The sequence below is a fragment of the Paenibacillus sp. 2TAB26 genome, assembly GCF_052115145.1.
Lineage (GTDB): Bacteria > Bacillota > Bacilli > Paenibacillales > Paenibacillaceae > Pristimantibacillus.
In genome coordinates, this window is sequence record NZ_JBFRGC010000021.1 from 128,130 (window position 1) to 153,622 (window position 25,493).

Annotated in this window: 18 protein-coding genes; 4 read left to right on the forward strand and 14 right to left on the reverse strand. The window is 43.8% G+C overall.

Annotation, left to right across the window (positions count from 1 at the left end):
* Positions 1 to 13 precede the first annotated feature (13 nt).
* The gene (locus tag AB4Z50_RS23365) at positions 14 to 7,297 is read right to left on the reverse strand and encodes a 5'-nucleotidase C-terminal domain-containing protein (protein ID WP_441882702.1); all 7,284 of its coding nucleotides are present in this window, start codon (positions 7,295 to 7,297) and stop codon (positions 14 to 16) included.
* A gap of 1,123 nt (positions 7,298 to 8,420) precedes the next feature.
* Between AB4Z50_RS23365 and AB4Z50_RS23370 the strand changes: the two genes are divergently transcribed.
* Both AB4Z50_RS23370 and AB4Z50_RS23375 read left to right on the forward strand, forming a co-directional pair.
* Positions 8,421 to 9,365 carry a helix-turn-helix transcriptional regulator gene (locus AB4Z50_RS23370; protein WP_441882704.1) on the forward strand — a complete coding sequence of 315 codons (945 nt, stop codon included), beginning with the start codon at positions 8,421 to 8,423 and terminating at the stop codon, positions 9,363 to 9,365.
* 80 nt (positions 9,366 to 9,445) lie between these two features.
* Positions 9,446 to 9,949: a DinB family protein gene (locus AB4Z50_RS23375; protein WP_441882706.1), complete on the forward strand. Its 504-nt coding sequence runs from the start codon at positions 9,446 to 9,448 to the stop codon at positions 9,947 to 9,949.
* A 161-nt stretch (positions 9,950 to 10,110) separates the two neighbouring features.
* Here the strand turns inward: AB4Z50_RS23375 and AB4Z50_RS23380 are convergent, their stop codons facing one another.
* Genes AB4Z50_RS23380 through AB4Z50_RS23395 form a run of 4 tightly spaced genes read right to left on the reverse strand, consistent with a single transcriptional unit; the run spans position 10,111 to position 15,056 of the window.
* Positions 10,111 to 11,892, reverse strand: a complete 1,782-nt coding sequence (locus tag AB4Z50_RS23380) for an ABC transporter ATP-binding protein (protein WP_441882708.1) — start codon at positions 11,890 to 11,892, stop codon at positions 10,111 to 10,113.
* 10 nt (positions 11,893 to 11,902) lie between these two features.
* Complete coding sequence (locus tag AB4Z50_RS23385) at positions 11,903 to 13,645, reverse strand: ABC transporter ATP-binding protein (protein WP_441882710.1); 1,743 nt, start codon at positions 13,643 to 13,645, stop codon at positions 11,903 to 11,905.
* A 17-nt stretch (positions 13,646 to 13,662) separates the two neighbouring features.
* Entirely contained in the window at positions 13,663 to 14,238 is a 576-nt protein-coding gene (locus AB4Z50_RS23390; protein ID WP_441882712.1) for a hypothetical protein, read from the reverse strand.
* Entirely contained in the window at positions 14,235 to 15,056 is an 822-nt protein-coding gene (locus AB4Z50_RS23395; RefSeq protein WP_441882714.1) for a hypothetical protein, read from the reverse strand. Before AB4Z50_RS23395 ends, AB4Z50_RS23390 begins: the two co-directional genes overlap by 4 nt.
* A gap of 154 nt (positions 15,057 to 15,210) precedes the next feature.
* Between AB4Z50_RS23395 and AB4Z50_RS23400 the strand changes: the two genes are divergently transcribed.
* Both AB4Z50_RS23400 and AB4Z50_RS23405 read left to right on the forward strand, forming a co-directional pair.
* Positions 15,211 to 16,299 (forward strand): glycosyltransferase, encoded by a 1,089-nt coding sequence (locus AB4Z50_RS23400; RefSeq protein ID WP_441882716.1) that lies wholly within the window; start codon positions 15,211 to 15,213, stop codon positions 16,297 to 16,299.
* An 86-nt stretch (positions 16,300 to 16,385) separates the two neighbouring features.
* Positions 16,386 to 17,333, forward strand: coding sequence for a TRM11 family SAM-dependent methyltransferase (locus tag AB4Z50_RS23405; protein ID WP_441882718.1), 948 nt, complete (start codon positions 16,386 to 16,388; stop codon positions 17,331 to 17,333).
* Positions 17,334 to 17,346: 13 nt separating this feature from the next.
* Here the strand turns inward: AB4Z50_RS23405 and AB4Z50_RS23410 are convergent, their stop codons facing one another.
* From AB4Z50_RS23410 to AB4Z50_RS23450, 9 genes are all read right to left on the reverse strand, one after another.
* Positions 17,347 to 18,120: an alpha/beta hydrolase gene (locus AB4Z50_RS23410; protein WP_441882756.1), complete on the reverse strand. Its 774-nt coding sequence runs from the start codon at positions 18,118 to 18,120 to the stop codon at positions 17,347 to 17,349.
* Between the two features lie 179 nt (positions 18,121 to 18,299).
* Positions 18,300 to 18,764 carry a divergent PAP2 family protein gene (locus AB4Z50_RS23415; RefSeq protein WP_339204894.1) on the reverse strand — a complete coding sequence of 155 codons (465 nt, stop codon included), beginning with the start codon at positions 18,762 to 18,764 and terminating at the stop codon, positions 18,300 to 18,302.
* 54 nt (positions 18,765 to 18,818) lie between these two features.
* The gene (locus tag AB4Z50_RS23420; protein WP_441882758.1) at positions 18,819 to 19,670 is read right to left on the reverse strand and encodes an MBL fold metallo-hydrolase; all 852 of its coding nucleotides are present in this window, start codon (positions 19,668 to 19,670) and stop codon (positions 18,819 to 18,821) included.
* Positions 19,670 to 20,431, reverse strand: a complete 762-nt coding sequence (locus tag AB4Z50_RS23425; RefSeq protein WP_441882720.1) for an ABC transporter permease — start codon at positions 20,429 to 20,431, stop codon at positions 19,670 to 19,672. Before AB4Z50_RS23425 ends, AB4Z50_RS23420 begins: the two co-directional genes overlap by 1 nt.
* Positions 20,419 to 21,171 carry an ABC transporter ATP-binding protein gene (locus AB4Z50_RS23430; RefSeq protein ID WP_441882722.1) on the reverse strand — a complete coding sequence of 251 codons (753 nt, stop codon included), beginning with the start codon at positions 21,169 to 21,171 and terminating at the stop codon, positions 20,419 to 20,421. The genes AB4Z50_RS23425 and AB4Z50_RS23430 overlap by 13 nt, the downstream gene beginning before the upstream one ends.
* Before the next feature lie 168 nt (positions 21,172 to 21,339).
* Complete coding sequence (locus AB4Z50_RS23435) at positions 21,340 to 22,320, reverse strand: siderophore ABC transporter substrate-binding protein (protein WP_441882724.1); 981 nt, start codon at positions 22,318 to 22,320, stop codon at positions 21,340 to 21,342.
* Positions 22,321 to 22,391: 71 nt separating this feature from the next.
* On the reverse strand, positions 22,392 to 23,150 hold the full coding sequence (locus tag AB4Z50_RS23440) for an iron ABC transporter ATP-binding protein (protein ID WP_441882726.1): 759 nt from the start codon (positions 23,148 to 23,150) through the stop codon (positions 22,392 to 22,394).
* Positions 23,147 to 24,088, reverse strand: a complete 942-nt coding sequence (locus AB4Z50_RS23445) for an iron chelate uptake ABC transporter family permease subunit (RefSeq protein ID WP_441882728.1) — start codon at positions 24,086 to 24,088, stop codon at positions 23,147 to 23,149. The genes AB4Z50_RS23440 and AB4Z50_RS23445 overlap by 4 nt, the downstream gene beginning before the upstream one ends.
* A complete protein-coding gene (locus AB4Z50_RS23450) occupies positions 24,078 to 25,031 on the reverse strand; it encodes an ABC transporter permease (RefSeq protein WP_441882730.1) in 954 nt (317 codons plus the stop codon). The genes AB4Z50_RS23445 and AB4Z50_RS23450 overlap by 11 nt, the downstream gene beginning before the upstream one ends.
* Positions 25,032 to 25,493: the final 462 nt, after the last annotated feature.

Genomic DNA, 25,493 nt, shown 5'->3' on the forward strand with positions numbered 1-25,493 from the left:
CGCTTTTGCTTAATTAAATTCCGTTTCTTCCTTCATACTCTAGTGCGGACAAAATCAGTGTAACCACATCTGCTCTTGTTGCATTTTTCTTAGGTGCAAATTTATTGCCGCCCATGCCTGCTACTAGTCCTTCGGCTTGTGCCGCAGCGATATAAGGACGTGCCCATACAGGAATGTCACTCAAATCAGCAAACGTCGGCTTCGCCTTCGGATCCACTTTAATGCCTAGTGCGCGAACAAGAATTACGGTCATTTCCGTTCTTGTTAATTCACTTGATGGTCGAAGCGTATTATCCTCGTAGCCTGCAATGACCTTATCCTCGATAAGCTGTGCAAAGAAGGAGCGTGCCCATGCAGGAACTTGGTCCGCATCTGCAAAGTCCAGCTTGCTTGTCGACGATTCAAGCTTCAGCGCTCTGCCAACCATTGTAATAAATTGTGCTCTTGTTGCGGTGTCTCCAGGGTGGAACGTGCCGTCTCCATACCCATTAACAAACCCAATTTCCACTGCCTTCGCAATAGCATCTGCAGCCCAGTGGCCGCGTACATCACTAAATGTGATGGATGGTGTTGGCGTTGGTGTCGTCACCGGCGGTGTCGTCGGTGTTGGCGTTGGTGTCGGCGTCGGTGTTGTCACCGGCGGTGTTGTTGGTGTTGGAGTAGGTGTTGGAACTACAACATTCACATCAACAATTCGTCCTTCTGTCGTTGCATTAATCGTACCTAATTGATTGATATACTCCAAGAATACCTCGTAGTCAACAATGTTCATTTCGTGCTGACGTCCAGCATCTTTGGCTTGCTTCATCGAGCGATAGAAATCACCGCCATTAGCCATAAATGAGTTTGTTGCTACAAAATAATAAGCATTCAAATCAATTGCACTGTAGCTGCCGTCTGCGTTTTTGATTTCAACCTTCGTAATGCGTTCGCCAGACTGCTTAAGCTTTCCGTCTGCATCCAATATTTCAGGGTTCTTATTAGAATCGTAGTAGAAGCGCATGCCCGATACTTGCGGGAAGCGGCCTTCTCCGGTTTTGATTCCACTTACACCGTTCTCAAGCGCAGCAATAATTTCTTGGCCTGTCATACGAAGCGCCGTAAGGTTGTTTCCGAAAGGCATCACCGTAAGCAATTCGCCCATCATGATGTCTCCATCTACTTTACCTACAGCGGTTTTCTTAATTGATTCGCGAATACCTCCGCCATTCTGAATGCCAACATAACCTTTTACATCCAATTGCTTTAATGCCTCGTTGCTGTTTACGAAGCTTTTTACTTTGGAGACCATACCGTCTGTGATCAAGTTTCCTAAGTTGGTTTCTTTTGACCTTACAGAATTACGATCACCATCTAGGAACACATTTGTTTTGCCGATGACTTGCTTCTGAATATCGGCAACACCCGCACTGTATGGCTTCAACATTTCAACAGCTTCCGGGTCCGCTGCATAGCCGCTAACTGTAAGCAGCTTGCCATTCCATGCGGTCAATATCCCTTTGTTATTGAATTCGAGGTCCAAGCGGCCCAAATAATTTCCATATTGTTCTGCCTGTACAACGAGTGTCGGTTCTCCCGCAGCATGATATACAAGCGGTGCGTCAACCTTCGTGTGGCTATGTCCACCGACGATTACGTCGATGCCCGTAACCTTCTCAGCCAATACTTTATCAAATTCATTTCCTAGATGCGTCAATGCCACAATCTTGTTGATGCCTTCTTTTTGGAGCATTTTAACCGTTTCTTCAGCTTTCTTGATATAATCCTCGAACACAATATTATCTCCTGGCGAAGCAAGGAATTTTGTGTCTTCCGTTGTTAAGCCGAATACGCCGATCTTTTGCCCGCCTTCATCCAATATAATTGCGTCATAAATTTTACCTTTCGCAGCTGGTTTACCGATTGCCTGCTCAGACACAAGTCCGTTCATTGCAGGTTCCTTGCTGAAGTCAATATTCGAGCTTACAAACGGGAACTCCGCTTTTTTGATAAAATCAGCAAGTACGGATGGACCTTTATCGAATTCGTGGTTTCCGAATACCATCGCGTCATAACCAATCTTATTCATAAACTCCAAGTCCGCTTGACCAAGATATTTGTTAAAGAACAGCGTTCCTGAGAACACATCCCCTGCATCTAGTAAGATAGAATCTTTTACTTCTGCACGAATTTCTTTAATCGCTGTAAATCGTTTTGCAATCGAATCAAGGTGAGCATGCGTGTCGTTAACATGCATAATCGTTAGCTTGAATGGATCGTTCTCACCTGGAAGCGGTTCGCCTTTTAGATCTGTAATACGGCCTTCCAATCCCATATTAATAGTGCCAATTTTCGTTAGATATTCGATAAACACCTCATAATCAACAATGTTCATCTCGTACTGACGACCATCATCCTTCGCTTGTTTCATGGAGCGGTAGAAGTCACCACCATTAGCCATAAAGGAATTTGTTGCTACAAAATAATAAGCATTCAAATCAATTGCACTGTAGCTGCCGTCAGCATTCTTAATTTCTACCTTTGCTATACGCTTACCCGCAGTTACAAGCTGTCCATTCGCATCCAGTACTTCTGGTTGCTTCTTAGAATCATAATAGTAGCGCATACCAGACACTTGTGGGAACCGGCCCTGAACTGTTTCAATCCCGCTTACACCGTTCTCTAGTGCATCCACAATTTCCTTGCCCGTCATTCGAAGAGATGTAAGGTTATTGCCGAATGGCATAACTTGCAAAAGTTCTCCTAGAGTAATGTCACCATCTACTTTGCCTTCAGCCTTTAGCGGAATAGGTTTCCGAATACCGCCACCATTTTGAATCCCCACAAATCCTTTTACATCCAATTTCTTTAAATCAGGATTGCTGTCAACAAAACTCTTCACTTTAGAAACCATTCCATCGGTCATTAGATTTCCAAGATTGACCTCTGCAATACGACCAGAAGGATTTCCACCATCTAAAAATACATTTGTTTTACCAATAACCTGTTTTTTAATAGCTTCAATACCTTGTGTGTATGGATCAAGCAATAAAGTCGCTGCCGGGTCTGCTGCAAATGTTGTAATATCGAGCAGCTTTCCATTCCATTTCGTCAGTACACCTGCTTGATTAAATTTGAGATCCAATCGACCTAAATATTTGTTATACTCCTCTGCCTGTACAACCAGCGTTGGTTCACCGTTCGCATTGAATACCTTCGGAGCTTCCACCTTCGTATGGCTGTGTCCACCTACAATGACATCAATGCCTGCTACTTGCTCTGCCAACTGGAGATCAAATGCATGACCAAGATGAGTCAAAGCAATGATTTTGTTAATGCCTTGATCTTGCAGCATTTTAACAGTCGCCTTGGCTTTAGCGATATAATCATTAAATATGATGTTTGGTCCTGGAGATGAAAGAAATTTCGTATCCTCGGTTGTTAAGCCAATTACACCGACTTTCGCCTTATCTTTGCCTACTTCAAGAATAAGTGAATTATAAATCTTTCCATCCTGAGCCGCTTCACCAGCCGCTTGCTCGGATAATAATCCGTTAAGCGCAGGCTCCTTACTGAAATCAATGTTGGAGCTAACGAATGGGAATTTTGCTTTTTCAACAAAATCAGCCAGCACTGATAATTCTTTGTCAAACTCATGATTACCGAAAACCATCGCATTGTATTTCATCAAATTCATAAATGCTAAATCTGCCTGGCCTAAGTATTTATTGAAATACAAAGTGCCTGAAAATACATCGCCTGCATCAAGAAGAATTGAATTAACTGTCTCATTACGAACCTGCTGGACTGCAGTAACTCTCTTAGCAACATTCTCTAAATTCGCATGTGTATCATTCGTATGCATAACCGTCATGGTAAACTCAGCAGCTTTTTTTGCTGACAGATCCAGCTGCGCAAGAAGCGGATCATGATCGCTCACTCTGCCCTGTTCTGTAGAGAAATCAGCATTGACATGTACTACGTCGATTTCTGCTTTTGTCCCATTTGCTTTATCAACGAGAATGTGATCAAGCGTTTGAGAGTTACCGTCATAGATATACGAGTAACGTTCTGAAACCGGCAGCGTATCTACAAGGTTTGTCAATTCATTGCCTTTAATTTTGTTCAATGTGCCAGAGAATTGGAAATCGTTAAAGTCGCCTAGCACGACTACACTTGCTTCAGGGTCTTTCGTTGTCAAATCCTTCACGAAGCTGTTAACAGCTTCCGCTTGCTTCGCGCGCTGCACTTCGCTGCTGCGAACAACCGGCTGAACATCACCCCAAGGCTTGCCGTCTCCACCTTTTGAATTCAGATGGTTCGCAATCGCAACAACTCGTTTTCCTTGGAACATAAATTCTGCTACAAGCGGTTTACGAGATGAAGCAAATGTTGAAGCGTCATCAGAGCCAATACGGCCAGGATTTTGCGTTAAGCCGCCAATTCCGTTTACTTTAATTGTTGATTTGTAATCGCCTTTCGTTCCTTGAGCAAGTGTTACACGGTCGGCTTGATATAAGAAGCCTACACGGATATTACCGCCAGGAGCGCCGCCATCTTTATTTCTCTCAGGAGCGATGTCTGTATAAGAATACGTAGGTCCGCCTTTTGCTTTAATCGCATCAATCAGCGTTTTGAAGCTTTGGGCAGCATCCGTATTTTCCGTATCCTTTTCGCCATCGTTGTCTTGTACTTCCATTAAACCGATAATGTCTGGCTGCTTCATATTCGTTACAATAATTGAAGCAATTTTTGCAGCTTTAGCTGTTTGATCTGCGCTGAAGTTTTCCACATTAAATGTAGCAATCGTCAGCTTGTCCGGGTTCGGTACAATACTCGTTACCTTCTGGACGTTTGTACTGCGTACGATAGTTGGCAAAGCTTGTGTAGGCAACAGTTTATACAGATCACCAGCGTATTGAATTACGCCAACGATATTGCCGTTAAAAGCATCGCCAGTTTTAATTTCTGCACCAGCTGGCTTTGATCCGCCTACATACAGCTTCTGCGGGTTCAAGCTGCTATCAATAGCAGACAAACCATTTCCTTGCAATACAATTCCGCCTACAGCGGTTTTCACTGGATTGTTAGCACCATTATCAAACGTAATTGGAGTTACCGCATTCGCGTAAGGTCCAGTAATCGTTGGATTTTTCACTTCAACGAGCATGCTCTCCAAACTCTCGAAGAAATCAATTGCATCGTTCTCTGGGTTGAACTTGCTAAAGCTGTCGGTATCGATCAGGTTAGGAATGATTCGACCGCCTGTTCCTACCAATGTAGCTTTAGGAAGCTGGTTATCGCTCGATACTTTAGTAATTGTTGCTGCATTAATTTGCGTTACAGTCAAAGATGGACTGTTTCCAAATTCCTCTACAGTACCTGTGACTGATACCTCATCCTTAACAGCTAGACCATGTGCAGGCTTGTACACCTGAATAGCCTCGGACGTATTCGGATTCTCATCCTGATCCTCATCAGGTGCCTGCATGTAGAAGGAATTCGCGCTGACCGAAGTAATAATACCAGTAACATTCGAAACCTTTACATTGGTATAGATCGATTTATGCGTCTCACCTTGAATTGTATGAATGGCAATACCATTGGTATTTTCTAATACTTTATACGAAAATGTCGATACATCGCTTGTCACTCCACCAGCTGTCACAACCGCTTTAATGACCATATCCGCATTTACGACAATAGCTTTCGTATAAAGCGTTCCTGTAGTAGCTGTCGGAACAGTTCCGTCTGTCGTGTAACGAATCACACCGCCCGGAACTAGTGAGCTTAGCGATACAGCTCCTCCTGCGTTAATGCCGCCTGACAGAATGCTCGCTTGAACAGCCAACCGTTTCTCAACAATGTCGAGTGTATTACGCGGCAATAATTCCAATCCTACACTGGAATGGAACGTCATAACGCCAGTAACCTGCTCGAAGGTCTTACCTGCCACGAACGAAGCATCGGAAGAATAAATAATAACTTTGCCGCCATTCACAGCATCCGTAGCTGTAACAACGCCGCTGGCAACACTTTCAACTTTAATATTTTTGACTTGAACCAAACGTGCTTCGAATTTGTTGCGATTTTCAGTCGTTTTGCCAAAGCTCGAAGAATCAACAACGATCTGATCTGGAACAGGAGCAGAACCCGTTACTTTTGCATTTTCAGCAGATGCCTCCAATTGAAGCAACCCCGAAAATTCAGTCAGCTTGCCGAAAGCCTCAATGACGTCCCCCGGCTGTGCCGAGACGCTGCTTGGAACTCTAACAATAATGCCTCCGTTTTGATCCTGTACAAAAAGATTTACAAAAGCGCCTGAATCCGCTCGGTGTGTTACAACACCACTAAGCGTTACGCTTGTACCAAGTGCAGCCGCACGTGCTTGTGCGATAGTCACTAGTGTAGAAATCGTATAAGAATATTCACGCAAAGCACTATTTGGAAAACCTTCTTTTTTGGCATAAGTATGAACCGTTGTAGGCGCATTAATTTTGATTTCTGTTACATTCGGCTGATACAACGTAAAGTCCTCTGGAGCAACTTGCGTTTCTCCTGCACCGTATACACTATAGTAAACACTAGCGCCAACTGTTGGCGTCGAGAGCTTAATGATTGTACCCGGAAGTACAGCTCCTTCGTTTACGTCTGGCGTTACTGCTTCAACATCAACAGCGACAACGCCGTACGTGGAGTTGCGCGGGTCGGGTGTCAGAATGTCAAAGTCCGCGGAGTTATTATCTGTATCCTTCCCGCGGCTGTCACTTGCTGCTCCTGTATCTGCTTTACGAATGGCAGCTTTTGAGCTGGATAAAGCTGCTGTTGGCTGCTTTTCAGATTCGTTCGCTGCTCCGTAACCAATAAAGTCAATCTTATCTGATGTTTTGTTTAACAGTTCTACCTTCCCATCAGAGACGCTCATTGCCAATGTCCCTACAACATCAGGTGTTGGAAGGCTTGCTCCCACGGCAGCGTTACTCGCTTGTTGAATGAGAAAGTAGCCTTTTGATTTAATAGTCCCTGTTAAATTTGTTGTATTTCCAACTGTGAAGGCACCTTCTTTACTTGCGTATCGAACGCTCCAACCTGTCAAAACAACGTCTTTATTCGTAGGATTATACAATTCGATAAAATCATTTCTCAGTGTTGCTCCGCTGTTTCCCCCACCGCCATACACTTGTGAAATAACGATATTATCTCCTGCAGGCGACGCCTGAACCGGCGCACCTAAGCTGCCGAGCGTGCCTCCAACCAAAAGAAGAGCCGCTAACAGCATGCAAGCTTTTCTTTGTATTCGTATGACCAATTTGTGCATCCTACATTTTCCCCTCTCCACAACCAGTAATGAATAAAATAGTTTACCCAACAATTAGATTAGCTACAAAGTGTAATCACAACATCAAAATGAAATTAAGTTCTCGTAAACATGCACATTTGTTCATAGATGGCAATAAAAAATCCCCTTACTCCAAAAACATGCATAACATCCGTGAACAGACTATTTGCATTGATGAAGGAAGGGGAATTTAACTTCGGGCCCAAAGTTTATGAACCATCTACTCTTAAATGTGATGTAAACTAACACAAGACTTTATGGAGAGTATACAACGGAACATTTTTCCTGTCAATTGGTAGAAGGATTTGTTTTAAATAGACTAAAATTGTGTTTGAAGTACCATATACATAACTTAACATGTAACTTTAATGGGTCGTTTTGTCTATTTAATAAATGCCAAAGTGGTTCTTTCCGTATATTCAAGCTTAATGTTACAATATTTTCTAATCCATAATCGTGCCTAGAGATGTGTTGACCTTCTAAATTTTCTACGAAACTCCCATTAATATGTCGAAAGATACGATATTCATTGGACTCAAAAGCAAAGTCAGGACTTATCAAACAAGCGGGAAATGCAAGGATGAGCAATAGATCACTGCAACTGGAATATAACGAACACCAGACACGTTATTTGCTTTAAAATGCTACCTTTTTAGTTCTAACGAACCTAGGGAGCCTTATTAGACCTCAATTGATGTAAATGAGCTCTATTTTACACATATAACGTTATCTGAGTTCGTTAGAATTTATTTTGGACCTGATTATTGCAAATAGCAGCATGTAGGTTCGTTAGAATTCAGTCACTGCTCGTTGCTTCTAGGCTAGGCAGAATTCAGTATCTGCTCGTTACTTCTTAGTTCATTAGCATTCAGTATCTGCTCGTTACTTCTGGGTTCATTAGAACTAAGACTATGCTCGTTGCTTCTAAGTTCAACAGCATTCAGTAGCTGCTCGTTGTTTCTGGGTTCATTAGCATTCAGTTTATGCTCGATGCTTCTGGGTTCGTTAGAATTCAGTCTCTGCTCGTTGCTTCTATTTTCGTCAAAGCCAGCCGCCCCAAACCCGACAAGCACTACTCTCTACAATAAATCCACATCCACAGGTGATTACTTTGAAAATAGAACGATTGCTCGCTGTTATCATTTATTTATTGAATCACGGCAGAACAAGCGCTTCGGTTTTGTCCCAAAAGTTTGAAGTCTCAAACCGAACGATTCAGAGGGATATGGAAGCCATTAATATGGCAGGCATCCCCATCCTTTCATTCCCGGGGCTGCTCGGAGGTTTTGAAATTATGGAGGGCTACCGCTTAAGCCATCAGGTTCTCACTAAAGATGAGCTCGTTTCCGTAATGACAGGACTAAAAGGGCTGCAAAGCCATTCGGATGATCTTGATGTTGCCCGCACGCTGGAGAAGATGCGAGCCCTATTGAAAAAAAGCGATATTCATTATACGGATAAAGCACTGGAACAATGGATTATTGATTTATCCTCATGGGGCTGCAATGAGGAGGAGAAGAAAAAAACAACTCTCCTTCGACAGGCCATTCAGAAGAAAATGGTCGTAACCTTTGACTACACCAACTCCCAAGGCTGCTCAGCTAAAGCTGTCGTGGAGCCGGCTTCCGTCGTTCATAAAGGGTTCCATTGGTATTTGTACGGCTATTGCAGAGACAAAAATATAACAAAGCTTTATCGACTATCGAGAATGCGAAAACTAGCTGCCATATCCGAAATCTTTGACCGAGAAATCACTGCTTATGACGCTGCAGCCATTGAAGCTGAATGGAAAATGAATACGAAGACGGTACATTTGGTGATGCGTTTTCAGCCTAGCGTTAAAGTGAGAGTTGAAGATTCTTTTCAAGAAGGAAACATTCGCTGCGAGAACGAAGGTACAATGGTTGTTGAAATCGTCTATCCTGAGGATGAATGKGTTTATGGCATGATTTTGAGCTACGGGGACGCCGTGGAAGTAATGGAGCCGAAATATGTGAGAGATATCATCCGAGATAGAGCGAAAAATATATGGCGGCTTTACAGCTAAAAAAAGGAACGAAACGATGACAGGCAGTTGTCGTGGTTTATGTTCTACAATTCAGTTATATCTGATTGTAGGAGGATTATATGATTAAACAAAATGAACTTATTCAACAGTTTGGCAGCTTGGCGCCGTGGTATTCATCCTTATCCCATATCACACCTGAACCGGCATGGCTTAATCCGATCAAGGAGGGCAAATGGTCCGCCGCAGAAATCATTGCCCATTTAGACAGATGGGATCAATATTTCATAACAAGCGTACTGCTCGAAGCTGAAAAAAACAGCAATGTTGAATTCCCGAACCACGATGAATATAATGCTGCCTCCTCGGCTTACGCATTATCGGGCATATTGCCTTCTGAAATTTTGAATCAAGCGATTGAGACAAGACAAAAACTCGTGCAAAAATTAACCGAAATGACTGAGCAGCAATTTTTTCATCCTATCACTGTACACGGAAATACACATTGTCCACAAACCAAAGCTCCCTATTCGATTGGATATTTAATTTTTGATTTTATCCAGCATGACGAGCATCATCGCAAACAAGTAGAAGAGTTTCTACTTCAACCGCAGTCTAAGAAGTGATACAAGAGATCGCATAAATGTAGCCGATTTCAACTAAATCAGCACACGGTTTAAATTATAGACTCTATTACGGTCATAAAACAGCAGCGGCATCCTCGGAATAATTCCATTCCTTGGCTGCCGCTATTCTCATTCCTATTCAAAGCATTAAAAGTAAACTTCTACCGTCCTTGTGTTTCCATCGTTACAGTGGCCGGCTCAGTCGATACTTTCTCGCCTTTCTGCAGCTGATACATTTTATAATATCTTCCTCGCAGCGCCATTAAAGTATCATGATTGCCGCGCTCCACGATTTCACCGCGATGCAAGACGAGAATCTGATTCGCCTCTCGAATGGTGGACAAGCGATGAGCGATAATTAGTGTTGTCCTGCCTTCACTGACCACCTTCAAGGCTTGCTGAATCAGTCCCTCCGTCTCACTGTCGATGCTGGCTGTCGCCTCATCCAATATAAGAATAGAAGGATCGAAGGCTAAAGCTCTAGCGAAGGAGATAAGCTGCCGCTGTCCCGAAGACAACGTACTGCCGCGCTCAACTACAGGTTCATCATAGCCGCCAGGCAGCTGCTCTACAAAAGTTGCCGCCCCAACATCCTTCAGCACGCTTTTCACACGATCCATTGTGATGTCCTTGTTGTACAGGCTGACGTTGAATTTAATGTCGCCTGCGAACAAGTAAGGATCTTGCAGCACAATGCCCATATGCTTGCGCAGCTCCTGCTTCGAATACGTCGCTATATTACGTCCATCAATCGTAATGTTCCCTTGATCAGGCTCATAAAAGCCAAGCAGCAGATTCATGATCGAGCTTTTGCCCGAACCGGTATGACCGACTAATGCAACCGTCTCTCCCCTGCGCGCTTCGAATGAAATTTGCTTCAGAACGTTTTCGCCCTCTTTATATGCAAACGTAATGTTATCGAATTTCACGACACCATCCGGACGTTTCACCTGAGCTACCTCTTCGACCTCCATTCCTTCCATGTCCAATATCGCAAATACCTTCTCCGCAGAAACAAATGCACGCTGTGCATTCGTCAGTTGGTCGAAGATACCGATAATCGGCTGAAAAATACGACCCAAATAATCGATAAAAGCATAAAACACGCCGTACAGAATTGCTGTTTCCAGTGAAGCTCGCCCAAAGTACCAAATAACCATCGCTGTTACCAAGCTTCCAATGGTGCCCACAATGTTTCTTGAAGACAAAGAGAAAACTCTAAACTGTTTGATCTGGTTAATGTATCGATCCTCGTTCAGCACCTCAAACTCTTCGAGCGTCACCTTCTCGCGGCGAAAGGCTTGAATAATCGGCATAACGACAATTGATTCGTTGATCATTGCATTCATGTCGCTGAGACGTGCGCGCATAATCGTAATGTATTTCTTGGAGTATTTTAAATGAATGACCATAATGATCGCGAAAAGCGGCGGCAAGAGCAAGCAAAACATCGCGAGCCGCACATCCAAAATAAACAATGCAGTAAAAATACCTAGCAGCTGTACGAAGCTGACAACAAAGGTCGCCATGAAGCTCATGAATAAATCCCTTATCGCCTCTGTGTCGTTCGCAATTCTCGATACAATTTGCCCGATCGGCGTATTGTCGAAGTAGCGCAGCGGAATTCGCTGAATATGACTCATTAAATCCATACGCATATTTTTGATAATGCGAAGCGCCGTCGTCTGCAAAATATAGGATTGCGAGAAATTGCTAATACTTGCAACAAGCAGCAGCCCCATATAAACGCCCAGCAGCCCGAGAACTGGCATAATATCATTCCCGCCGACTGATAAATGCTTATCGATTATCGTTTTTATAATGAAAGGTCCGCCGAGCTCAGCACCTACCGCGCAGCACAGAATAAGCAGGGCGCAGATAATTCTAAACTTATAGACGAGAGCATATGCGAATAGTCTTCTCGCCGTTGATTGTTTTGGCATTCTAAGCCTCCTATTCTTCCAAGCTAGCTTCCATTTGCTGCCGTTCCCACTGTTCCTTGTACCAGCCGCCAAACAGCATCAGCTCTTCATGAGTGCCTTCTTCGATGATTCGGCCCTCATTCAGCACAAGTATCCAGTCCGCATGACTAACCGCTGATAGGCGATGAGTCGTAATAAATGTCGTCTTTCCTTCACGCTCCAAACGAATATAGTGAAGAATTCGACTTTCCGTCCGTGCATCAACTGCCGAAAGTGAATCATCCAGCAGCAATATTTCGGAATCAACGAGCAATGCCCGCGCAATCGCCAGCCGCTGTTTTTGTCCGCCTGAGAGCATAACACCATTTTCCCCAACGACCGTTTCAAGTCCTTCTGGCATTTGTGCAATATCTTCTGTAAAAGAAGCCATTTGAACCGCTCGAGCGATTTCATCCTGTGTTGCGTTCGGCTTGCCTAACGCAATATTTTCTCGAATGGTCTTGGAGAGAAGCAAATGCTCCTGAGGCACATAGGCAATCCAGCGTCTCATCTGGTCTATCTCAATTTGCTCAACTGGAACTCCCGCTACCATTAAGCGATCCGCTTCAAGCGGATATTGACGCAGCAGCTGCTTAAGCAGCGTACTCTTCCCACTCCCCGTTTTCCCTACGATTCCAAGTGTCTGACCTCGTTCAAGCTGAAAGGATACATTGTTCAAGCTAGGCTGGCTAGCCGTAGGATAAGTAAAGGTGAGCTGTTTCATCTCAATGCGCGTAGGCACCTTAATGGCAACAGGCTTATCTGAATCTTGAAGATCAGGCTTTTGCGTTAACGCCGAATCCAATCGGTCAGCAGAAGCACTGCCGCGCTGCAGCACATTAATAAACTCGCCAAACGAAATCATTGGCCAAATGAGCATGCCCAAATAGATATTAAATGAAATGAGCTGGCCAAGTGAAATCTCATCTTGGAATACGAGATATGAGCCATAACCTATTCCAATGGAATAACTGACACCTACAATTAACGAGATAATCGGCTGAAACATCGCATTTAGAATCGAAACCCGTTTATTTTTGTTCATAACTTCTGAGGTCACATGATCAAATGCAACAAGATCATTGTTTTCCTGCACGTACGAACGAATAACGCGTATGCCCGATATCGATTCCAGCGCATGTTCATTCATTTTCCCAAAGGAAGCCTGCGCGTCCAGAAAGCGGGTTCTTACTTTTTTGCCCAGCTTGCTAATTACGACTGCCAGCAATGGAAGCGGAATAAGTGCCGCGATCATTAATTTATAGCTGACTAATGAAATCATCATAATAATGACTACCGATGCTCCTACCAGCGTATTGACGAGCGTCATTACACCGTATCCCGCTGTCTGGCCAATTGCGAGTACATCATTTGTCGCGAGCGCCATCAGCTGCCCCGTGCTGTTGCGCTGAAAGAAAGCAGGCGTCATCCTTGTTAAATTTGCTAGCAGCTTCCCTCTCAGCACCTTCTCGATAAGCGCCGAATTGCCAAACAGCGTCGTAATCCATATATAGACCATGACGTAAAGAAATAACGCAAGCAGAACTAGTGTCAACACCGTCTGCGTTAAACCAGCAGAGGTCAGCTGGCCATCGCGGATGTTGTCAACCGTTCGTCCAATTAGATTAGGCGGTATTGTGGAGAGCAGGCTAACTAACGCCATAATGCCTATGGCAAGCGCATAGCTGCCCCATCTATCCTTAAAAAACCATCGCAACCGTTTTACAAAAGACATGAGATCCCCCTTTTCCGCTAATTCAACGACCTTTTCTCTCTAACATTTGAGACTCGAAATGGCAATCGAAGAAATAGCAGCTCCATAATGAATAACAATATTCCAAAAGCGATTAACAGCATGACCCAGCTATCTTCTACATTCAACAAGAACGGATATATTATAACCATTAAAATGTTGAACACCAAATAAGTATTTCTGCGGCTAATCGCAGTATCCAACAACTGAACAGCCCCATCCTGTTTCAGCATTTCAATAAGCCCATTAAAAATCCAATACGCCATCAAAATATGAAGAATAAACAGCAGTTGCGAGTAAAAATGGACGGCCAGCGGCATAGACGAAAATTCCGTAATTGTTACATTTGTTTGGATAAACAGAACTGGAATAGTAAGAATGATCAGAACAATAGAAATGTACTTCGCTTTTTTATATGCCGGGTGTATGGAGCCCAGATGCTGCAGGGCTGATAAAACCATCAAGTAACCTATAATGTCAGGCAGCAAATCAAAGTATCCAAGCCTTATATCTATCATTGCAATAACAAGGCCCCAGCCAAGTCTCCTTAGTTCGCGTCTGAAAGGGGTGCTCAATGCATTTCACCTCCCGAACGGACTAAACGATTCAGCTGCCGCTCACTAAAATTAAGGTTATGATTAATCGGAATATCCTCAATCATTTCCCGTCCATCTTCCAGCTTGAAGTGAAGAATGATTTTGGATTTAAACATCGTGTAGGCTTCGGGTTCATTATCCGGAATAGACCATTGATATGTAAATGCTAATGAATCATCTTGCGACAGCTTCATAGGGAATTCAACCGACTCAAGCGGCTTCCCAGATAGATCAAGCTTGAACCATGGCTTCACTTTATCGCTGAACGTATATTCAATCTTCTCCAAAACAGCCGCTTTCCTTACATACACCTTATAGCTTCCAGAGCCATTTGAGGACGAGCCACCCGAAGCAAAGTCTAGTATGCCTTCTCGTTTATTCCACTCGACATTAATCTCACCAATCGGAACTTTTCTAGACTGCCCTTTCTCGTAATACACCGTAATCTCTCTTATTGTGAACGGTATTTTCCTCTCCTCATTGATAAGATCTGGAATCAATTGTCCAGACGCTCGCATCTCAGATTGATGAGTATGTATGTTGCTTTTATAAATTTGAAATCGGAATTCCGGCAGTTCTTCTATTTGAATGCTGCTTACTTTATTAGATGCTTGTTTATTTTCAAAAAATGTAAAATCAAGTATTTCACCAGTGCTCCCATTTATGGTACTGTCATGCTTTAGAAACAGCGCCTCCTTCAGCTGCATGCTCTGAAAATACCAAAGGTTTCCTAGCCAGCTTCCCGCAATGAGAAACACGACGATATACCATCTCATTTTAATTTTCAGTCCTGTCACCCCTCTCCTCATCTGTTCATATTACCACTTATTTGTGCTAGAGATAATAATTGGTTTTAAAATAAGTGGTTGTTCTTTATAACGAATATGATATGATTATTTTGAACATCGCCTTATGAAATTTAAACGATCGAACACGTCAGAGGTGTAGCCTATGAATTACGAGATAAGTGCGATTGTACCTATATTTAATGCCGAAAATTGGCTGCGTCCCTGTTTGAAAAGCATTCTTAATCAGCCTTTTCGAAATATTGAGGTGCTGCTCGTCAATGACGGTTCCACTGATCTCAGTGGCGCAATATGCGAAGAATTCGCTATAACAGACAATAGAGTTAAAGTGATTCACAAGCCAAACGGCGGTGCGAGCAGCGCCAAAAATGCCGGTTTACAAGCGGCAAGCGGCAAATACGTCGCCTTTCTTGATGCTGACGATGAAATCGATCCGCTTTTTTTCGTAAAGCTATACGCCATGGCAGAAGAGCATGCTTGCGAAGTGTTGATTGGAGGTTACGCGACAATTCCAACCAAACAGAACGTATCGCCCTGCTTTCGGCTGCATACCGTTATGAACGGCAAAGATTTAATACTAAGCGCCGCAGCTGTTCATTCGAATAATGACCTGTGTTTTACTTGGCGCAGTCTATTTCTTCGCGCATCGCTTGAAAAAAACGGGATTCTATACAACGAGGGATTAACGGTAGGAGAAGATACCATTTTCCATTTGGAAGCCTTGCTGGCCTCTGACCGTGTCTGCGCGATTCCGGACCCTTTGTATTTTCACAACACGGTTAACAATCTGAACAGCCTTATTCGTTCTCCGTATAAGCATTATCTTGAAGAAAGCCTTGTTCTGCAGTACCAGCTGCGAAAGAGCTTATCCGAGAAATTCGGTTTATTAGCGCATGCCCATTATAGAAAGGACATGGCGTCCTACCATATCCAAACGATTCTTTCGATGCTGATCAACAATTTCAAAAACAATCCTGTCGCTCCTGCAAAAAAAGATATGGCAAGAATCGTCAACCTTAAAATGATGACAGACAGTACGAAGGAGCTTGGCTGGCTTCACAATTACAGCAACATCAAGTCTTTTCTTTATTATTTAACGCTTAAATTCAAGCTTGCTGCATGGCTATATCACTTTGAATTCCGCTTGCCGCGCCAATCGCCATTGCTGGTTCTCAAGCTTTTTAGAAGGAAAAAAACCGTTCATAACCGACTGATTCGCTACACCAAGCGTTAATCGCACATCGCCATTCCTTTGTCAGCCCCTCCTTTTCATGTATACTAGAGGCTTCAATTCAATTATACAAAGGATGCGACAACAACTTGGAAAATAGAAACAATCTATTCGTATATACCTATGGATATCGCATTGAAGAGGCTGATTTATGCCGCTTGGAGATGCGTTCTTTATTTGGAAAACAATCAGAAACTGATCTTTTGTTTAGCGAAATAGATGTACATCCCGACCGGAGTCCTTTTATGAGAGAGCGTCTTGAAGTTTTATATCAAGGCGAACGGCTTGAGGATATTTTGGAGCAGGTGAAGCAAATTCAATTAGGAGAGGCTACATTTAAGGTGATTTTCCTAAAAATGAATGACCTGACGGCGGAAAACAAAATCGATTTTGAAGGACAACGCGCAATTGAACGTGAACTTGGCGTTTATATCGAAGGCGAGGCTGATGTACGCAAACCTGATTGCGTTTTTGGCATTTTAACTTGGGGCGGTCGCTGGTACTTTGGCAATTATATAAAAAGCAAAGCCGTCTGGCTTGCACACATGCAAAAACCACGCAGCTATTCCATTGCACTCAGCACGCGAGTTGCGCGCGCTATAGCCAATATCGCTATCCCGAATCCAATCGGGATTAAAGCGATCGACCCTTGCTGCGGCATTGGGACGGTACTGGTAGAGGCGCTGTCGATGGGCATGAACATCGTCGGCCGAGATATCAACCATTTTATCATTCGCGGGACACGTGAAAACTTGGCTCATTTCGAATATGAAACAGATGCCGTTTGCGGTGATATTGCTGATATCTCTGACCATTATGATGTAGCCATTGTAGACATGCCTTACAATCATTTCTCTAATACGACACCCGAGGCACAATTCTCCTTGCTGCAGCATACTCGCCGAATCGCAAACAAAGCTGTCATTGTGACTGCTGATCCAATGGACGAGCTTATTGCAAACGCAGGCCTTACCATCTTAGATCGCTGTACAACTCGAAAAGGCAGCTTCATCAGACAAATAATCGTCTGTGAATAGTAGATTACAGCTATTATTTGTACCCATTAAATGCTAGCCACGATGCGCAAGCAGCCGTCCATTCTTTTGTATGCTCCTCATCCTCGGCTAAGCCAAGCCCATGACGTCCTTTCGTATACACGTGAAGATCAAAAGGAACCTGGTGCTTGCTCAGCGCGGATGCGAACAAAAGGCTGTTCTCGACAGGAACGGCGCCATCATCTGCTGTATGCCATAAAAAAGTTGGCGGTGTATCCGAGGTTACCTGCGTTTCATTGCTGAGCTGTTCGATTTGATCCAGCTTCGCTTCTTTGCCAAGCAAATTTTCTCTTGAGCCCTCATGGGTGAAAGGATCTTTGAGTGTGATGACAGGATAACATAAGACGAGTAAATCCGGACGGCAGGACTGTCGTTCAATAACATCCTCTGCATTTTCATTCCCTTGGTCATAGCTTGTCCCCGCGTTTGAAACTAAATGCCCGCCTGCTGAAAATCCAAGAATACCTACTTTATTCGGATTAATGCGATACATTTCTGCTTTGAAACGGACGGTACGTATCGCTCGTTGAACATCCAGCAGTGCGCAAGGATATTGATAAGGCGCCACCCGATATCGCAAAACGAACGCAGAAATGCCTAAACTGTTCAGCCATTGTGCAATCGGTTTTCCCTCATGGTGCGCTCGCCCGCCATAACCACCGCCTGGACATACGATAATTGCTGGTCTATTCTCGCCATCTACAAGATAAGGCGTTATAGCTGGACAATCCTCATCTGCATTTCCCAGTGCATACGGCGCTCCGTGCATCCACAATAATTGCTCTGCCACCTTATTTCCCCCTTATGCTGCATAAGAATTGAAATCTTTTACCATTATATAACTAACGGTTCGGCCAGTCATCTGCAAAAGTATGTATTCAAATAAAAGCAGGCTTAAGCCAAAAAAGCGCCTAAGCCTGTCTATTCATTTTACAATTGCTGCTTGCCTTATTTCTTGTTAATCGTCAAAGCTCCAACGAAACCGATAAATGCTCCGAGCAGTGAGCCGGCTAAAACTTCAATAGGCTGATGACCGAGACTTTCCTTAAGCCGTTCACGCCTGCGCGCATGATACAATCCTGGATGTTCGCCAGCCAGCTTCTCCACATCCTCGTCCAAATCATTTACCTGCACCGCAATTTCACCTGTATGCCTGCGAATATTCATCGCATCGTACATCACAATAATGCCCAGCATCGCGGATATGGCAAATTCCGGCGTCTTTACGCCATATTTGGTCGCCGTGTATGCAGCTAGCGCGGAAACGCCGCTTGAATGTGAGCTCGGCATTCCACCTGAACCAATAATTTTCCTCACATCCCATTTGCCGCTTCTCGCAAAATGTACAGGCAGCTTAAGCAATTGGGCTGTCCCAACAGCCGTCAACGCTGTCACAAGTCCTCTGTTTGACATATCCGTCAACCTCCAGTCCTTATTCCCATCTCATTTTGCCCTGCTGAGCGTAAATTATTTCATATAAATAAATCGCTCACCGGGGGCGAACATATGGAACTTCTGTGCTGGATAATGACGCTGGATATAATCGACGAAATAAGCCGGGTTCTCATCATTGTGTGGAAATAAGCCATAATGCATCGGAATCAATAAATCAGCATGAATTTGTACCGCAATCTCAACAGCCTCACGATAATTGCAATTGCCAACGATCCCCTGTTCATTGCGAACAAAATCTCTTCCATTGATCGGCAATAATGCAATATCGATTTGTCTGCTTTGCAGCCAAGTGACAAGCTCTGGGAAACCAACGGTATCGCCAGAGTGATACAGATGAATACCATTAAAATTCGCAACATAACCTAGAAACTTATGTTCACCTGCTTCATCCTGTTCGAACTGTTCATGCTTGGCAGCGAATGCATCGAGCCTTATGCCATCTGCAAGCTCAATCGATTGACCATGAGAGATACCAATCAGCTGCTCATCACGGAAACCCCATTCCTTCAATAGCGGAAGATGAGCTCTCGGCACGATAAATCGTGTTTTGGATGATTGCTGAATAACTTGCAGTGTTAGCTTGTCCATATGATCCTCATGATGGTGGGAGCATACGACATAATCGACATCGAGGCAATCCGAAGGCGACAGTGGTGATTCGAAGGCTCGTGACCACGGCGGTCCTGCCATCTCATACACCCAGTTCGTCAAATACGGATCAAATAAAATCGTTTTTTTGTTCCATTTGACGAGAAAGCCCTCTTGTCCAAGCGCCCATAACGCCAAAGCTTGATCTGGAAGTTCAGTTCCAGCTATTTGCTTTACTAAATTTTTCCCACTGTTATAAACGTTCACGACGGTCATCACCCTTTTTGCTCCATATTTTGAATGCGAAGGTCTTTCGTAAACCATAGCTTATAGCTTAATAAACTTAAAATAATGCTCGTAACCGCAGCTGAGCTTGCGAAAGCAAACACAATTAATATTTGGTACCGAACCGCTTCGATCGGGTTCGCGCCAGCGATAATCATCCCTGTCATCATACCGGGAAGCTGAACAAGCCCTACCGTCTTCATCCCGTCTATCGTCGGAATCATGCTCGATTTAACCGATCGCTTCATTACGTCTTGAATCGCTTGCCTTGCTGTCGCTCCAAGTGAGAGCAGCGTCTCCATCTCGCCTTTCGAGGATTCGACCTCTCTTCTCATTTGATTGAGCAGTAAACCCGAAACGACCATCGCATTGCCGATCGTCATGCCGCTAATCGGAATAATGTATTGCGGTGTCGCTTCTATAATTTGAAAGCCGAGCAGCAGTCCCATCATAAGCAGCTCTGTCGATGTGATTGCAATCGCTATTTTCCAAATGATGCCCTTCAGTCCAGCTCCCCTTTTACCAGCATGATAAGACGCTACACTAATCATAAGTACAAGGATCATTGTAATAAACAGCGGATTGCTCGTATTAAAAATAAATTGCAGCACATAGCCGACAAGCAGCAGCTGTACCGCAGAACGAATGGTGCCAATCGCGATGTCTCGCTCAAGCCCAAGCTTCTGCCATACGGAGATAAGCATCGTAATCATCACAAACAACAAGGTAAAGCTAAGTGCTACGATTGACATGGCTGCTCCTTTTGTATCGGCGCTTTTATATAATTTTGTGCGAGCTCAGATGTTGGATGTTCAAAAAAAGCAGCCGTCTCGCTGTTCTCCAGCAGCGTTCCTTCCCCCATGAACCATATCGAGCTGCTCATCTGCTGAGCCTGCTCCAAATCATGTGTAACCCAAAGCATCGTTGCCCCTTCTTGATGATGCCACTCTCGCAGCACTTCCTCCACCATTTCCTTGCTGCCTCGGTCAAGCGACGCGGTAATCTCATCAAGAAGAAGCACGGTAGGATGAAGAAGCAAGGATCGGAGCAGCGATATTCGCTGTTTCTCTCCTCCTGACAGTTGTTCGGCGCTTTTGCTCAAATCAAGATGATCCAGCCCTAGCCTTGGCAGCATATGGCGTACGAGCTTCTCATCATACGGCATGCGATGCAGCATACTCACGGTTCTCAAATTTTGCTCAATGCTCCCATTCAGCATAACGGACTGCTGAGCTACGTAACATACCTTCATTCTCCAAACCCGTGGATCTAATTCTCGCTGTGAAACATTATGTAAACGGATATCACCCTCATCGGCGTTATCCAGACCTGCAAGCAAACGAAGCAGCGTGCTTTTGCCTTGTCCAGATACACCTAATATAGAAATAATAGCCGGATCAGCAATCGTTGCAGTAACATTTGCGAACAGCTGAACATTACCATCACCACTGCGGTTTTTCCTAATACTCTGAAGTTCCAAAACACTAGCCACAAACGTTCCTCCCTTCGGCTTTCCTTACATTATAGCTGTAATGCTTGGCTCAAAAAAGTAAATTTAATAAGCCACAGACCAGCTCGTATGCAAAAAAAGGCTGATGACTACTGCCGCAGTTGCGGAAGCAGGCCACCAGCCTTCATAGTCCATCTATGCTTGCTGCTATTATTTTATCGCTGCGTCAATTTCTTTAACCATTTCCGCTACAGAGATAAGTCCGCCGCCGGAAAGGTACCAGAAATCTGGATTAAGATATACGATATTTCCTTCTTTGTACGCTTTAGTGTTTTTCACCAAAGCATTCTCAACGGAGGAATGTGCATCCCCTGATCCCTCTGTCACTGCATTGCGGTCAACTACGAATAAGTAATCAGCATCCTTCTCTGCTACATATTCGAACGTTACAGGGTCGCCGTGCGTTGAAACTTTAATGTTCTCATCTACAGCCGGTATGCCAAACACATCATGAATGATACCGAAACGCGATGCTTTACCATATGCGCTGATTGCACCTTCGTTTGCCAAAATAATAAGACCATTTTTTCCAGAAGCTGTTGCTTTTTCATTCAATGCTTTAATGGAATCATTAATCGCTGCTAGCTCTGTATCTGCTTCAGCTTCTTTAGAGAAGATTTGAGCCAGTGTTTTCACGTTAGTCGTAAAGGACTCCATGAAGTTTTTATTGTCCACACCCATAAAAATCGTAGGAGCGATCTTCGTAAGCTCTTCGTAAGCATCCTGTTGACGACCTGAAATAATGATCAAGTCAGGTACAGTTTCATTGATTTTCTCAAAGTCCGGCTCTTTCAAGCTGCCTGCGTTTACGTATTTTGCATCTTTAAATTTTTCAAGGTATGCAGGAACGCTAGCTTGCGGAAGTGAAGCAACCTCTACACCTAGCTTGTCTAGTGTATCAAGTGTACCATAGTCAAATACGACAACCTTGCTAGGATTAACAGGGACAACCGTTTCGCCAAGCTGATGTTTAACTGTAATTTCTGTAGGTGCATCTGTTGCAGGTGTTTCAGATGCTGGTGTGTTCGTAGCGCTGTTAGCGCCTTTATTTCCGTTGTTATTCGCGCCGCATGCTGCAAGCACCAAGCTTAGAATGACTAAAATAGCCAATACAGGTATAGATTTTTTCAAAACATTCACCCCTAAATCAATTTTTTTATATTGAAAAACTTGAAAACCGGAAGTAAGTAAATCTTGCATGACTACTTAAAATAGACGCCGATACGATTCCCGTTTATGAGCTCAATCGGTATGTCCATATCATAGATGTCATGAAGCACGGCGTTGTCGATGATCGTCTCGGTTGAACCTTCCTTGACGACCTTTCCATCCTTCAACGCCACGATATAATCAGAGTAGCAAGAAGCGAAATTGATATCGTGGATAACGAGCACGACCGTTTTGCCAAGCTCCTCAACGAGCCGCCGCAGCACCTTCATAATTTGGACGGAGTGCTTCATATCCAAATTGTTGAGCGGTTCATCCAGCAATATGTATTCGGTGTTCTGAGCGATAACCATCGCAATAAATGAACGCTGGTTTTGTCCACCGCTTAGTTCATCAAGGTACTTGGCTTGCAGATCAACAAGATCCATATAAGCAATGGCTTCATCTACTTGCTGCCAATCTTCCTTTGTCAGCTTGCCTTGTGAATAAGGGAATCTGCCGAAGCTGACGAGCTCTCGTACCGTTAAACGAAGATTGATATGATTCGACTGTTTTAAGATCGATATCTTTTTGGCAAGATCAGCACTTTTCCAGTTACTGACTTCCTTCCCCTCAATTAACACTTGACCGCTGTCCTTCGCTAACAATCGGCTAATCATAGAGAGAAGCGTACTCTTGCCTGCACCGTTCGGTCCGATAAACGATGTGACCTTTCCCTTCGAAATCCGAATCGATACATCCTCGATCACCGGCTTGCCGCCATATGATTTGGAAACATTTTTAACCTCTATCATGCTTTCTTCTCCCTTAGCAGCAAATATAAAAAGTACGCTCCGCCGATGAAGTTAATAATGACGCTAATCGTCGTTTCAAATGTGAACATATGCTCTACGAGCAGTTGACCGCCAACGAGTGAAATGATGCTGATGAGTATCGCTCCTGGAATGAGATAGCTATGCCGATAGGTCTTCATGAACTGATAGGCTACGTTCACAACGAGCAATCCAAGGAAGGTAATCGGCCCAACTAAAGCAGTAGATACAGCGATCAGAATGGCGACGATGACTAGCACTCTTTTGACAACATAATCATAAGGAATGCCAAGATTGACTGCATGCTCCTTGCCCAGCGATAACACGTCAAAATATTTACTTAGCCGCATGCCATACATAGCTACAAGAGCGACGATGATGATTGAAATGATAAGCAGATCCGTGTTGACGTTATTGAAGCTCGCGAACATTTTCCCCTGCACAATTAGAAATTCATTCGGATCAATAAGAACCTGCATGAACGTCGACATGCTACCGAACAATGTGCCCATCACTAGCCCTATTAATAGAAGGAAATAAAGATTTCTGCCTTCCCTTTTGAATAGAAACTTATAGAGCAGCAGGGCGAATGCTATCATTGCCGCTATCGTAATAAAAAAATTAAGATGCTTGTTTGTGCTTGGCAGACTCATCGATCCAAAGGTAAAAACGACGAAGGTTTGAATCAGCATATAAAGGGAATCCAGCCCGATAATGCTCGGCGTCAAAATACGGTTGTTCGTAATGGTCTGAAAAATCATAGTGGAGTAAGCAATWGCGCCCCCGGTTACGACAATCGCCAGTACCTTCTTCAATCTTCTTGGCAGTGCATAATCCCAATGGGTTCCAAGATCGATGAACAAAAATACGGCAATTAATGCGACGCCCAGCACCGCAAGCAAACTTAGTTTAAGCTTCATATGCCTTTCTCCTCATCAACAAGTAAAGAAAAATAATGCTTCCGACAACGCCGATCGTGAGTCCGATTGGAATTTCATACGGAAAAATAATTAGGCGGCCAAGCACATCGCACACCAGTACGAATATGGCTCCAAGCACCGCCGTGTGCGACAGGTTTTTCTTCAAATTGTCGCCCATATACAGCGTCACGATATTCGGAATAATGAGACCAAGGAAAGGCAGCGTACCGACGGTCAAAATGACGATAACCGATACAAGAGCTACAATTACAAGCCCGATGTTAACGACAAGCTTATGATTCATTCCCAAATTGGTTGAAAACTCTTCGCCAAGACCAGCAATGGTAAACTTGTTCGCGTAGAGATAAGCTACTACGAGCAGCGGCAGGCTTACATACAGCAGCTCGTAACGTCCGCTCATTACAAGCGAGAAGCTGCCTTGCAGCCAAGATGAGATGTTTTGAATAAGATCATTTTTATAGGCAAAAAATGTAGTAACAGAGCTGATGATGTTACCGAACATCAATCCTACCAGTGGAATGAAAATCGTATCTTTAAATTTCAGACGATCGAGAATTTTCATGAACAGATAGGTTCCTGCGAGTGCAAAAGCAAACGCGATCAGCATTTTCTCAAGCGTACTCGCCGATGGGAACACCATTAAGGCAACGAGGATACCGAGTCTAGCGGAATCATCCGTTCCGCCGGTCGTAGGCGATACGAATTTGTTGCGGCTTAGCTGCTGCATTATCAAACCTGTAACGCTCATGCCAACGCCGGCAATAATAATACTGATAAGCCTAGGAAAACGGCTGATGGTGAGAACCTGAAGCTGCTCATCCGTCAGACTGAACAAGTCCAGCGGCGAGATGTCTTTTACTCCGATAAATAAAGAAGTAATCGATAATACAATAAGCACGACAAAAAGATACCTTAGCTTCATACTCAATCCTCGAATCATCACGAATATTATCAGAGATAATCATTCTCATTAATTATCAAAAAAATACATTGCCTCCGCTTATCATCATTCAATGATAACCATTATCAGCAACATTCACTATGTTACACGATTTTCAGATGATCGGAATGGACTTTCCTGTTTTCAAGGATGGACATTTCTATACAGCTGGGAGGTGTGACGGGTTGGTGAACGTGGAAATGCCCCATTTGGGGAAGCTAATTAGCGGCTTGTAGCTCTATTCTCACCACTATTTCTGCGTAAATAGAGCTAGAAACTAGTCTTATCCAAGCAGCTCGACTCGTCAAAGTGCCTCTAAAGTGTGAATTGATCAGAAATAGAGCTAGAAACTAGCTCTATTCTCACCAAATCCACTATTTCAGCGCAAATAGAACTAAAAACTAGTCTTATTCAATCAGCTCGACTCGTCAAAGTCCCTCTAAA